This window comes from Enterobacter sp. ECC-219 (assembly GCF_043966805.1).
In the GTDB taxonomy this organism is placed as follows: domain Bacteria; phylum Pseudomonadota; class Gammaproteobacteria; order Enterobacterales; family Enterobacteriaceae; genus Enterobacter; species Enterobacter cloacae_N.
This window is the reverse complement of record NZ_CP143680.1, coordinates 2,541,428-2,553,704: the sequence shown is the minus strand read 5'-3', so window position 1 is coordinate 2,553,704 and position 12,277 is coordinate 2,541,428. Positions and strand designations below refer to the sequence as shown.

Genomic DNA, 12,277 nt, shown 5'->3' with positions numbered 1-12,277 from the left:
ATAACGGGCGACACAGCGTCGCCCGTTACTCTTACAGCCCCTTCAGAAGCTTATCCACAAAGGCCGGCACGACTTCACTCGCCAGGCCGTATTGCTTCTCTTCAAACTCGCTGCCCACCTGGCTTGGCTCCAGATTGAGCTCGACCGTATGCGCCCCGTGCAGTCGCGCTTCGTGAACAAACCCCGCCGCCGGGTAAACGTGACCCGATGTGCCAATAGCAATAAACACGTCCGCCATCGCCAGCGCGCTGTAGATCTCATCCATCCCCAGCGGCATTTCGCCAAACCAGACCACGTGCGGACGCAGGCGCGACGGGAACTGGCAGCAGTGGCATTTGTCTTCCGGCAGCACGTCCTCTTTCCAGTCCAGCACCTGACCGCTCCAGGCGCAGCGAACCTTGAGCAGCTCACCGTGCATGTGGATGATGTTCTTGTTTCCGGCCCGCTCGTGCAGGTTATCGATATTCTGCGTCACCAGCAGAAAACGATCCCCCAGCGCCTCTTCCAGCTTCGCCAGCGCCAGATGCGCCGCATTCGGCGCAATCTCAGGCTGCTGAAGCTGCCGGCGGCGAGCGTTGTAAAACGCCTGCACGAGATCCGGATCGCGGGCAAAGCCTTCCGGCGTCGCCACGTCCTCGACACGGTGCTCTTCCCACAGCCCGTCCGCTGCACGGAAGGTCTGAATTCCTGACTCGGCGGAGATCCCCGCGCCGGTCAGCACCACCACTCTGGGTTTATCCATCGCTTCTGGCATTATTCTGTCTCTGAAAAAGATCCGCTGGCGCAAGCGCTCTCGTAAGCGGCGTTTGTTTTTGCGAAAACGGCTGAGTCGACCCTGGCGACGCGACAGCATAAAGACCTCGTAAACTAATCGGTGAGATGAAGGAATGCGGCTCCGCGCATGCCTCCTGCGTCCCCGTGGCGCGCACGTTCAATACGCGGCACGCGGGCGACCGGCAATAAATGTCGGGGCAGACGCCCGGACAACCTTTCCGTAATCGCGGTAAAGTTTGATAGCCCTCCCCCGATCACCAGCAGATCCGGGTCGACGATGGTGAGAATATTTCCCAGACACACCGCCAGCAGATCCAGATAGCGCTCGACGTGTTCACGCGCCTGCGCATCCCCCTGCTCCCACAGGGTAATGATTTGAGGGGCCTCAAGTTTCTGATGATAGAAGTGTTCGTAAAGCCATGCAAACCCGCGGCCGGAGAGGTAGTTCTCAATACAGCCGTGCTGGCCGCAGCCGCAGCGGGTCAGCGGAAAATCGCGCCCCACCACCTCCAGCGCATCCACCGGCAGGCGGATATGACCAAATTCCCCGGTGATGTAGCTGCGCCCGGTAATCGGCTTACCGTTGATGACAATCCCCCCGCCGACGCCGGTACCGAGGATCAGCCCCATCACCAGCGGATATTGACGGAACTCATCGTCCCAGGCTTCAGAGAGGGCAAAGCAGTTGGCATCGTTGTCTAAACGCACGTCGCGTTCAAGGAGGGCTGAAAGATCGGCGCGCAGCGGTTTACCGCTGGCGGCAGGCACGTTGGCGGCATACAGCGTGCCGTCATCGGTTTCGGGCATCCCCGGGATCCCGATACCGACGCTACCTTTCACACCAAAGCGTTCATCCGCCTGCGCAACCAGCGCGGCAATGGCGGTTAAAAATTCATCGTAGCTTTCGCGCGGGGTGGGAACGCGGGTTTCCCACTGCAGTTTGAGGTTTTTATCAAACACGCCGAGCGCAATCTTGGTGCCGCCAATATCAAATCCATAATACATAGTGCATTCCTCTTTCTGACATAGCGGCCTCAGGACCGCTACACCATGACGTAATTACTGGCCACTTAATACCCTCGCCGGATCGATTCGGCTTGCGCGACGCGCCGGATACCAGCTTGCCAGCAGACTCAGTAAAAGTGCTGTAAGCAGCACATAAAAAACGTCCAGCCAGTGCAGTTCAGACGGCAGGAAGTCAATAAAATAGATGTCACCGGACAGGAACTGGTGGCCGATTAGCTTTTCAATTCCGTTGATAATCGGCGTCAGCTGCAGGGAAACCACCACGCCAATCACCACGCCGCACAGGCTGCCGAACAGCCCCGCCAGCAAACCATACCAGACGAAGATGGCGCGAATAAGACCGTCTTTTGCCCCGAGGGTACGCAGCACGGCGATGTCGCCGCTCTTGTCCTTAACCGCCATCACCAGCGTCGAGACGATATTAAAGCACGCCACGCCAATCACCAGCACCATCGCCAGATACATAATCGCGCGGATCATCTGGATATCACGGTACATGTACCCGTAAGTACCGATCCAGCTTTTGATATAGACATAGTTATTGGTGACGCTGCCGGCATCGCGCACCAGTTTGTTGGCGTTAAAGACGTCGTTCACCTTAATGGCAATGCCCGTCACGCTGTCGCCCATGTCGAGATACTGGCGCGCATCTTCCAGCGGTACCATCGCAAAGCTATGGTCAAGCTGGCCGCTCAGCTGGAGAATACCGGTGACGTGCAGGCGCACGCGCTTGGGCTGCTGCAGTTTGTGGTCAGCGCTGGCGTTGGGGATCATGATTGACACCCAGTCGCCCTGCTTCACCTTCAGGGCATCGGCAACGCCTTTGCCCATGATGATCTGCTGCTCGCCGGCCTTAAAGTTCGCCCACGCGCCGTTCTGCACATAGTTCGGCAGCGCGCTCAGTCGCGCTTCCTGGGCGGGGTTGACCCCTTTCACCTGGATGGCGCGCAGGTTTACCCCGCTCTCTACCAGCCCGGTAAAGTTAATGTAGGGCGCGGCCGCCGCAATGCCGGGCACTTTTTCCACTTTAGTCAGGGCGTCGCTCCAGTTGGCCCACGGCTGGTTAACCGGCTCGATTTCCCCGTGCGGCACCACCGCCAGAATGCGGTTATTCAGCTCCCGCTCAAAGCCGTTCATGGCGCTTAAGCCCACAATCAGCACCGCCACGCCCAGCGCAATACCGATGGTCGAGATCACGGAGATGAGCGACACCATGCCGCCGCGACGGCGGCCGCGGCTAAAGCGTAACCCGATGAGTAACGATAACGGTGACGCCATTACTCCGCCCCCATCAGGGTTAGTTCCGCGTTCAGATGACCGTCGCGCATCTCAAGCTGGCGCCCCATGCGTTTTGCCAGCTGCAGATCGTGGGTCACCACCAGAAACGCGGTCCCCTGCGAGGCGTTCAGCTCGCCGAGAAGCTGGAAAATACTGTCCGCATTGCGCGCGTCCAGGTTACCGGTCGGTTCATCCGCAAGTACCAGGCGCGGATTATTGACCAGCGCGCGGGCAATCGCCACGCGCTGGCGCTCGCCGCCGGAAAGCTCTGACGGACGATGGTTACCGCGATGCCCCAGCCCTACCGCTTTCAGCATGTCGCTGGCGCGGGCATTAATTTCTGCCGGTTTCTTTTTGCCAATCAGCAGCGGCATCGCCACGTTTTCCAGCGCCGTGAAATCCGGCAGCAGGTGGTGGAACTGGTAGATGAAGCCCAGCTCGCGGTTACGCAGCTCGGCCTTCGCCGCCGAGGACATTTTGCTCATCGGCTGGCCGGAGAAGATCACGTCGCCGCTGGTTGGCGTATCGAGCCCGCCCAGCAGGTGCAGCAGCGTACTTTTGCCCGAGCCGGAGCTGCCGACAATCGCCATCATCTCGCCCTCGCCCACGCTAAAGCTCACATTGTGCAGCACGTCGGTCTGCACAGTGCCTTCCTGATAGCGTTTGGACAGGTTGTCGCATTGCAACAGGATCTTATTCATAACGTAAAGCCTCAGCGGGTTGGGTGGCGGCAGCGCGCCAGGAAGGATAAAGCGTAGAAAGCAGCGCAATGGCCATCGCGGCCAGCGCAATCCCGACCACCTGCAGCGGCTCGATAGCCACCGGCAGCGCCGCGCCGTCAAGCAGCGCGCCGATGATCGGCATTAAATTATTAAGCTGGCTGGCAAGCAGTGCCCCCAGCACGGCGCCGAGCAGCGCGCCGATGATACCGGCACTGGCCCCCTGCACCATAAACACCGCCATGATCTGGCGCGGCGTGAGCCCCTGAGTTTGCAGAATGGCGACTTCGCCCTGCTTCTCCATCACCATCAGGCCCAGCGAGGTGATAATGTTAAATGCAGCCACGGCGACGATCAGGCTCAGCAGCAGCCCCATCATGTTTTTTTCCATTCGCACGGCCTGGAACAGTTCACCTTTACGCTCGCGCCAGTCCTGCCATTTGGTGCCGTCCGGCAGTTTTTGCTGGCTGAGGGTATCGACCTTCAGCGGCTGATCGAGCCACAGGCGCCAGCCGGTGATGTTTCCCGCCGGGTAACGCATCAGGCGTGACGCGTCCTGGATGTTCACCAGCATCTGATAGCCGTCAACTTCGCTGTTGGCGGCAAAGGTGCCGACCACGTTAAACAGGCGCTGGCTTGGCAAACGTCCCATCGGCGTAAACTGGCTTGCGGACGGCACCATCACGCGCAGCTGGTCGCCACGGTTGACGCCAAGCTGGCCGGCAAGCTGCTCACCCAGAATCACGTTGTACTTTCCGGCTTCCAGATCGGTCTGCTTGACGTTAACCAGGAACGGCGTCAGCGGGTCTTTTTGCGCCGGGTCAATTCCCAGCATCACGCCGACCGCCACGCTGCGGGCACTTTGCAGCACCACGTCGCCCGTTGTGAGCGGCGCAACGCGCGTGACGCCCTGTAGCTTCGCCGCGCTTTCCGGCAGCTGTTGCGGGTTCACCGAACCGTTGGTTGAGGAGAGAACGGCCTGCGGCATCAGCCCCAGAATGTTGTTTTGCAGCTCGCGCTCGAAGCCATTCATAACGGAAAGTACCGTCACCAGTGCCATCACGCCAAGCGTAATGCCAATAGTCGAAAGCCAGGAGACAAAGCGACCGAAGCGGTCCGCGGCGCGCCCACGCATGTAACGTAAGCCTATGAAGAGTGCGACAGGTTGATACATGAAGTCCGTCTGTTTGCTGATAGCAGACCCACGAGTATATAAGCGAATCCGTTAAGGGTAAATGACTGAAACCGTAAGCTTTGGTAATCATTTTTCTGAAAAATTCAGATAAATCAGAGTGCTATTGTCTGAATCGTCACCATACAGCCTCCACCTTTTCCGAAAAACCTCCTGATACAGACTGTTACCCGTTACATCCCGGCTTCGTTTAACAACAATTGCTCGTTCGTTTATGGCAATAAGGTAGTCGCGAACAATGAAGCAAAAAGCATTATGGATTAACCAGATAAAAGGGCTCTGTATCTGCCTGGTGGTTATCTATCATTCGGTCATCACCTTTTACCCGCATCTGAGCGGGCTGCAACACCCGCTCTCCGGTCTTCTCGCCAAATGCTGGGTCTATTTTAACCTCTATCTCGCCCCGTTCCGGATGCCGGTCTTCTTCTTTATCTCCGGCTATCTGATCCGTCGCTATATTGATGAGGTAGACTGGCGCACCAGCCTCGACAAGCGGATCTGGAGCATTGTCTGGGTTCTGGCGCTGTGGGGCGTCCTGCAATGGCAGGCGCTGACCCACCTGAATGCCTGGCTGGCGCCCGACCGCGAGCTTGCCACCTCGTCGAATGCGGCCTACGCCGACTCGTTCTCAGGCTTTGTGCTGGGGATGGTCACCGCCAGCACCAGCCTGTGGTATCTGTATGCTCTGGTGGTCTACTTCACGCTGTGTAAACTGCTGAGCCGCTGGAAGCTGCCGGTACTCGGACTGCTGGCGCTGGCGAGCATCGCGATCAACTTCCTGCCTCTGCCGTGGTGGGGAATGAACAGCGTGGTACGCAACATGATCTACTACAGCATGGGGGCGTGGTATGGCGCGGAGCTGATGGCGTGGATGAAAAGCTTCAACCTGCGCCGCACCTGGCTGGCAACTGGCGCTTTCGCGGCCGTTTCCGTGGTGCTGTGGTTTGCAAACGTTCCTCTCCTGCTTTCCCTGCTGTCGATTGTGTTGATCATGAAGCTGTTCTATAGCTTCGAGCAGCGCTATGCCGTGCATCCTAACAACCTGCTGAACGTGATTGGCTCAAACACCATTGCGATCTATACCACCCACCGCATATTAATTGAGGCCTTCAGCCTGATTCTGATTGGCGAGATGAATGCCGCCCTGTGGCCGATCTGGGCAGAACTGTGCTTAATACTGGTCTACCCGTTTGCCAGCCTGCTTATCTGTACCCTTGCCGGGCTCGGGGTGCGTAAAATCTCCACCGCACTGTTCGGAGACCTTTTCTTCTCTCCTCCGTCTACGCGGAGCCTGTCACCTGCCACCCGTTAATGCCCCTCCGCCCCCGTTTTGGGGGCGTTTAGCCCTGCCGTGCGGTTACGATTTGCTTATGTAAAACGATCGAGGATAATAAAGACATTGCGTATCAGTGATATGCCCCAATACTGTTGGTATATCCATAAGAGACTCTGACATAGCCATGCCTGAACACTATCGTTATTCCTTGCCCGTCAAAGCGGGCGACCAGCGTCAGCTGGGTGAACTCACGGGCGCGGCGTGCGCCACGCTGGTGGCAGAAATCGCCGAGCGGCACCCTGGCCCGGTGGTACTGGTTGCCCCGGATATGCAAAACGCCCTGCGCCTGCACGACGAAATCCGCCAGTTCACCGATAGCCTGGTGTTCAGCCTGGCCGACTGGGAAACGCTGCCTTATGACAGCTTCTCTCCGCATCAGGAGATCATCTCCTCGCGCCTGTCGACCTTGTATCAACTCCCGACCATGCAGCGCGGCGTGCTGATTGTGCCGGTCAATACCCTGATGCAGCGCGTCTGCCCGCACAGCTATCTGCACGGTCACGCGCTGGTGATGAAAAAAGGCCAGCGCCTGTCTCGCGACACCCTGCGCGACCAGCTTGACGGTGCCGGCTATCGCCATGTCGATCAGGTCATGGAACACGGGGAATACGCGACCCGCGGCGCGTTGCTCGACCTTTACCCGATGGGCAGCGACCAGCCGTATCGTCTGGATTTCTTTGATGATGAAATCGACAGCCTGCGCGTGTTCGATGCCGACACCCAGCGCACGCTGGAGGAAGTGGAGTCTATCAATTTACTGCCCGCGCATGAGTTCCCGACGGACAAAACCGCCATCGAACTGTTCCGCAGCCAGTGGCGCGACAGGTTCGACGTGAAGCGTGATGCAGAACATATCTATCAGCAGGTCAGCAAAGGCACGCTCCCGGCCGGGATCGAATACTGGCAGCCGCTGTTCTTCAACGAGCCGCTGCCTGCCCTGTTCAGCTATTTCCCGGCGAATACGCTGATTGTAAACACCGGCGATATCGACGCCAGCGCCAGCCGCTTTGAAAGCGAAACCCGCGCGCGCTTCGAAAACCGGGGCGTTGACCCGATGCGTCCGCTCCTGCCGCCGGAAGCGCTGTGGCTGCGCACCGACGAGCTTAACGCCGAGCTGAAGCGCTGGCCGCGCATGCAGCTCAAAACCGACTCGCTTGCCGATAAAGCCGCCAATACGAACCTCGCCTTCCGGACGCTGCCGGACCTGGCCGTTCAGGCGCAGCAGAAATCGCCGCTGGATAATTTGCGCAAGTTCCTGGAGTCCTTTACCGGCCCGGTCGTGTTTTCCGTTGAGAGTGAAGGCCGCCGCGAAGCGCTCGGTGAGCTGCTGGGACGCATCAAAGTTGCGCCGAAGCGCATTCTGCGGTTAAGCGAAGCGACCGGGAATGGTCGTTACCTGATGATTGGCGCCGCCGAGCACGGGTTCATTGACACGCTCAATAACCTGGCGCTGATTTGCGAAAGCGACCTGCTGGGCGAGCGCGTCGCGCGCCGTCGGCAGGACAGCCGTCGGACCATCAACCCGGACACCTTGATCCGTAACCTGGCCGAGCTGCATCCGGGCCAGCCGATTGTTCACCTGGAGCACGGCGTCGGACGATATCAGGGGATGACCACGCTGGAAGCGGGCGGTATCAAAGGTGAGTACCTGATGCTGACCTACGCCAACGATGCCAAACTCTATGTGCCTGTTTCGTCCCTGCACCTTATCAGCCGCTACGCGGGAGGTGCGGAGGAGAACGCGCCGCTGCACAAGCTGGGCGGCGATGCCTGGGCGCGTGCGCGCCAGAAGGCAGCGGAAAAAGTGCGCGACGTGGCGGCCGAGCTGCTGGATATCTACGCCCAGCGCGCGGCCAAAGAGGGCTTCGCCTTTAAGCACGACAAAGAACAGTACCAGCTGTTCTGCGACAGCTTCCCGTTTGAAACCACGCCGGATCAGGCCCAGGCCATTAATGCCGTGCTGAGCGACATGTGCCAGCCGCTGGCAATGGACCGCTTAGTCTGCGGCGACGTCGGCTTCGGCAAAACCGAAGTGGCGATGCGCGCCGCCTTCCTTGCGGTGGAAAACAACAAGCAGGTGGCAGTGCTGGTGCCGACCACCCTGCTCGCCCAGCAGCACTTCGACAACTTCCGGGACCGTTTCGCCAACTGGCCGGTACGTATAGAGATGCTGTCGCGTTTTCGCAGCACTAAAGAGCAAACGCAGATCCTTGAGCAGGCAAGCGAAGGCAAAATCGACATTCTGATCGGCACCCACAAGCTGCTGCAAAGCGACGTGAAGTGGAAAGATCTGGGGCTGCTGATCGTCGACGAAGAGCACCGCTTCGGGGTGCGTCATAAAGAGCGCATCAAAGCGATGCGCGCGGACGTCGACATCCTGACCCTGACCGCAACGCCGATCCCGCGCACGCTGAACATGGCGATGAGCGGCATGCGCGATCTGTCGATTATCGCCACGCCGCCGGCGCGCCGTCTGGCGGTAAAAACCTTTGTCCGCGAGTATGACAATCTGGTGGTGCGTGAGGCGATCCTGCGTGAGGTGCTGCGCGGCGGCCAGGTGTATTACCTGTATAACGACGTCGAAAATATCCAGAAAGCCGCCGACAGGCTGGCTGAACTGGTACCGGAGGCACGCGTTGCCATCGGGCACGGGCAGATGCGCGAACGCGAGCTAGAACGGGTGATGAACGACTTCCACCACCAGCGCTTTAACGTGCTGGTGTGTACCACCATCATTGAGACCGGGATCGACATTCCGACCGCGAACACGATTATTATCGAACGCGCGGATCACTTTGGTCTGGCCCAGCTTCACCAGCTGCGCGGCCGCGTCGGGCGTTCGCACCATCAGGCCTACGCGTGGCTGCTAACGCCGCATCCGAAAGCGATGACCACCGACGCGCAAAAGCGCCTGGAAGCCATCGCCTCGCTGGAAGATCTCGGCGCAGGCTTCGCGCTGGCCACGCACGATCTTGAGATCCGCGGTGCCGGCGAACTGCTGGGTGAAGATCAGAGCGGCTCCATGGAGACCATCGGCTTCTCGCTCTATATGGAGCTGCTGGAAAACGCGGTCGATGCCCTGAAGGCCGGACGTGAACCGTCTCTGGAAGATTTGACCAGCCAGCAGACCGAGGTTGAACTCCGCATGCCTTCCCTGCTGCCAGACGATTTCATTCCGGATGTGAATACCCGTCTGTCGTTCTACAAGCGTATCGCCAGTGCGAAAAATGAGAACGAGCTGGAAGAGATTAAGGTGGAGCTGATTGACCGCTTCGGCCTGCTGCCAGATGCGGCGAGAAACCTGCTGGATATCGCGCGTCTGCGCCAGCAGGCGCAGAAGCTGGGCATTCGCAAACTTGAAGGCAACGAAAAAGGCGGCGTAATTGAGTTTGCCGAGAAGAATCACGTCAACCCGATGTGGCTGATCGGTCTGCTGCAAAAACAGCCGCAGCATTTCCGTCTGGATGGTCCAACCCGTCTGAAATTTACCCAGGAGCTGACGGAGCGCAAAACCCGCATGGACTGGGTGCGTAACTTTATGCGTCAGCTGGAAGAGAACGCCGTCGCATAACTCGCCCTTCCCCCCTTCAGTGCAGTGCTGCCGGGGGGACAATTTACAAATTCTTTGCACTTCATCCGATCTTCCCGACACACCCATTCGCCATAATTATCTTTAACGTCTTATAAAACAATAACCTTATCATTTATATGGACTATGGTGATGATGACCTCTTCGCGTTTTACCCGCTGGATAACCCTTTTTGCGCTGGCGGCCACCGTCGCGGTTGCGCTTCCTGCGCGCGCAAACACCTGGCCCCTTCCCCCGCCCGGCAGCAAGGTGGTGGGCGAGAACCGCTTTCATGTGGTAGAAAACAATGGCGGTTCACTGGAAGCGATAGCCAAAAAATATAACGTCGGTTTTCTGGCCCTGCTGCAGGCGAACCCCGGCGTCGACCCGTACGTCCCGCGCGCGGGCAGCGTGCTGACCATCCCGTTACAGACTATCCTGCCGGATGCCCCGCGCGAGGGGATCGTGATCAACCTGGCGGAGCTGCGTCTGTACTATTACCCGCCGGGTAAAAATGAGGTTACCGTCTACCCTATCGGTATTGGTCAGTTGGGCGGCGATACGCTGACACCGACGATGGTCACGACCGTCTCGGATAAACGCGCCAACCCAACCTGGACGCCGACGGCCAACATTCGCGCCCGTTATAAGGCCCAGGGCATCGATCTTCCTGCCGTGGTGCCGGCAGGCCCGGATAACCCGATGGGTCACCACGCGATCCGCCTTGCCGCGTACGGTGGCGTTTACCTGCTGCACGGGACGAACGCGGATTTTGGCATCGGCATGCGCGTCAGCTCCGGCTGTATTCGTCTGCGCGATAACGATATCAAAACGCTTTTTAACGTCGTTACGCCGGGAACGAAGGTGAATATTATCAATACGCCGATTAAGGTCTCTGAAGAGCCAGGCGGCGTGCGGCTGGTTGAGATTCACCAGCCGCTGTCAAAAAATATCGGCGACGATCCGCAGACGTTACCCATTAAGCTGAATGCCGCGATGGTGAGCTTCAAAACGAATGCGAATACCGATAGCCTGGTGATGGAGCGCGCGATGGAGGCACGGTCAGGGATGCCGACCGATGTCACCCGGCATCACGATGTCGTCCCGCAGCCGATGTAAATCAGAAATAAAAAACGCCCTGCTGAGCAGGGCGTTTTTTATTGCAGTGGCATAAATGAGGGTTTATGCCCGGCTTATTTGTAGATTACAGCGGTGCCGTGCAGGGTGTTAGGACCGGTCACAGAAGTGATGCGGTAAGATTTTGCACCCATTGCTTCCGCTTTTTGCGCCAGCTGATCTTCCAGTGAGCCCAGGTTAGTCCCGGCAGACGCAGAGATCGTCCCGACTTTATGCTGATCGGCTGGAGTGGATTGTACCTGTACAGCAGCAAAGCTTGCGAAAGAGAGTGAACTCAGGACAGCAGCAGCGATGAGGGTTTTTACGTTTTTCATAATGTTTACCTATGGCAGATGAATTTGGAGGTCGTTATCTATTTAGTTAACGATCGATAGGTAAATCATAAGTGTGATCCAGCTCACGCGTCAACATATTTTTATAACGAGCATTAATTAAATTTTAAAGTCGTTATTTTTCATACATATATGATTAATTTATTTTTAAGCATTCTGCACTGGTGGTGGGTAGCGTTTATTTTTATAATGGTCATTCAACAAACCAACAGAGGACCAACGGCAAATGACAACCGACGTCACGAGTTGTGCGAAGAAAAGCCGTGGCCGACCAAAAGTGTTTGACAGGGATGCAGCGCTTGATAAGGCCATGACTCTCTTCTGGCAACATGGGTATGAAGCGACCTCGCTTTCCGATCTGGTAGAAGCCACCGGAGCCAAAGCGCCGACGCTTTATGCTGAATTTACCAATAAAGAGGGGCTGTTCAGGGCGGTGCTGGACAGGTACATTTCGCGCTTTGCGGCGAAACACGAAGCGCAGCTATTTTGTGAAGAGAAAAGCGTTGAACAGGCACTACGGGATTACTTCACCGCCGTTGCCACCTGTTTCACCAGTAAAGAGACGCCCGCGGGCTGCTTTATGATTAACACCTCTGCCACCCTGGCGGCGGCGTCGAAAGAGATCGCCAATACGGTGAAATCGCGTCATGCAATGCAGGAAGAGACGCTCAGCGCATTTCTGGCTCAGCGCCAGCAGCGCGGTGAAATCCCTGCGCAATGCAATCCTCAGCTGTTGGCGCAATACCTGAGCTGTATTTTGCAGGGGATGTCGATCAGCGCCCGTGAAGGGGCGACGCTGGAAAAGCTGCAGAATATTAGCGACACCACGCTGCGGCTGTGGCCTGAGCTACTGAAAATCTGAAAAAAAAAGCTCCTCAGCCTGAGCGCATGAGGAGCTAAATTCAGAGAACATCT

General features: G+C 57.8%; 10 protein-coding genes. 4 read left to right on the top strand and 6 right to left on the bottom strand.

Annotated features, from left to right (window positions below):
- Positions 1-31: 31 nt before the first annotated feature.
- From cobB to lolC, 5 genes are read right to left on the bottom strand one after another with little or no spacing between them, the layout of a single operon-like run.
- Positions 32-853 (bottom strand): Sir2 family NAD+-dependent deacetylase, encoded by an 822-nt coding sequence (cobB, locus tag V1603_RS12020; protein WP_041910499.1) that lies wholly within the window; start codon positions 851-853, stop codon positions 32-34.
- Between the two features lie 14 nt (positions 854-867).
- On the bottom strand, positions 868-1,779 hold the full coding sequence (gene nagK / locus V1603_RS12015) for an N-acetylglucosamine kinase (RefSeq protein WP_116340627.1): 912 nt from the start codon (positions 1,777-1,779) through the stop codon (positions 868-870).
- A 54-nt stretch (positions 1,780-1,833) separates the two neighbouring features.
- On the bottom strand, positions 1,834-3,078 hold the full coding sequence (lolE, locus tag V1603_RS12010) for a lipoprotein-releasing ABC transporter permease subunit LolE (RefSeq protein ID WP_116340629.1): 1,245 nt from the start codon (positions 3,076-3,078) through the stop codon (positions 1,834-1,836).
- On the bottom strand, positions 3,078-3,779 hold the full coding sequence (gene lolD, locus V1603_RS12005; RefSeq protein WP_112781858.1) for a lipoprotein-releasing ABC transporter ATP-binding protein LolD: 702 nt from the start codon (positions 3,777-3,779) through the stop codon (positions 3,078-3,080). Before lolD ends, lolE begins: the two co-directional genes overlap by 1 nt.
- Positions 3,772-4,971, bottom strand: a complete 1,200-nt coding sequence (gene lolC / locus V1603_RS12000; protein WP_116340631.1) for a lipoprotein-releasing ABC transporter permease subunit LolC — start codon at positions 4,969-4,971, stop codon at positions 3,772-3,774. The genes lolD and lolC overlap by 8 nt, the downstream gene beginning before the upstream one ends.
- A 256-nt stretch (positions 4,972-5,227) precedes the next feature.
- On the opposite strand from lolC, the gene V1603_RS11995 reads away from it, so the two are divergent.
- The 3 genes from V1603_RS11995 to V1603_RS11985 all read left to right on the top strand — a co-directional run bounded on the left by V1603_RS11995 (position 5,228) and on the right by V1603_RS11985 (position 11,012).
- Complete coding sequence (locus V1603_RS11995) at positions 5,228-6,301, top strand: acyltransferase family protein (RefSeq protein ID WP_163328773.1); 1,074 nt, start codon at positions 5,228-5,230, stop codon at positions 6,299-6,301.
- Between the two features lie 148 nt (positions 6,302-6,449).
- Positions 6,450-9,896, top strand: coding sequence for a transcription-repair coupling factor (mfd, locus tag V1603_RS11990; protein ID WP_163328771.1), 3,447 nt, complete (start codon positions 6,450-6,452; stop codon positions 9,894-9,896).
- A gap of 150 nt (positions 9,897-10,046) precedes the next feature.
- Complete coding sequence (locus tag V1603_RS11985) at positions 10,047-11,012, top strand: L,D-transpeptidase family protein (protein ID WP_116340637.1); 966 nt, start codon at positions 10,047-10,049, stop codon at positions 11,010-11,012.
- 74 nt (positions 11,013-11,086) lie between these two features.
- On the opposite strand, the gene bhsA is transcribed toward V1603_RS11985, so the two are convergent.
- Positions 11,087-11,344, bottom strand: a complete 258-nt coding sequence (gene bhsA / locus V1603_RS11980; protein WP_023332711.1) for a multiple stress resistance protein BhsA — start codon at positions 11,342-11,344, stop codon at positions 11,087-11,089.
- Between the two features lie 244 nt (positions 11,345-11,588).
- Here bhsA and V1603_RS11975 point away from each other — a divergent pair, with 244 nt between their 5' ends.
- Positions 11,589-12,224 (top strand): TetR/AcrR family transcriptional regulator, encoded by a 636-nt coding sequence (locus V1603_RS11975; protein ID WP_116340641.1) that lies wholly within the window; start codon positions 11,589-11,591, stop codon positions 12,222-12,224.
- The last annotated feature ends 53 nt before the right edge of the window (positions 12,225-12,277 follow it).

Excerpts from the sequence above, each read along its gene's own strand:
- bhsA (WP_023332711.1), bottom strand. The coding sequence starts at position 11,344 with ATGAAAAACGTAAAAACCCTCATCGCTGCTGCTGTCCTGAGTTCACTC.
- nagK (WP_116340627.1), bottom strand. The coding sequence starts at position 1,779 with ATGTATTATGGATTTGATATTGGCGGCACCAAGATTGCGCTCGGCGTG.
- V1603_RS11995 (WP_163328773.1), top strand. The coding sequence starts at position 5,228 with ATGAAGCAAAAAGCATTATGGATTAACCAGATAAAAGGGCTCTGTATC.
- V1603_RS11985 (WP_116340637.1), top strand. The coding sequence starts at position 10,047 with ATGATGACCTCTTCGCGTTTTACCCGCTGGATAACCCTTTTTGCGCTG.
- cobB (WP_041910499.1), bottom strand. The coding sequence starts at position 853 with ATGCTGTCGCGTCGCCAGGGTCGACTCAGCCGTTTTCGCAAAAACAAA.
- V1603_RS11975 (WP_116340641.1), top strand. The coding sequence starts at position 11,589 with ATGACAACCGACGTCACGAGTTGTGCGAAGAAAAGCCGTGGCCGACCA.
- mfd (WP_163328771.1), top strand. The coding sequence starts at position 6,450 with ATGCCTGAACACTATCGTTATTCCTTGCCCGTCAAAGCGGGCGACCAG.
- lolE (WP_116340629.1), bottom strand. The coding sequence starts at position 3,078 with ATGGCGTCACCGTTATCGTTACTCATCGGGTTACGCTTTAGCCGCGGC.
- lolD (WP_112781858.1), bottom strand. The coding sequence starts at position 3,779 with ATGAATAAGATCCTGTTGCAATGCGACAACCTGTCCAAACGCTATCAG.
- lolC (WP_116340631.1), bottom strand. The coding sequence starts at position 4,971 with ATGTATCAACCTGTCGCACTCTTCATAGGCTTACGTTACATGCGTGGG.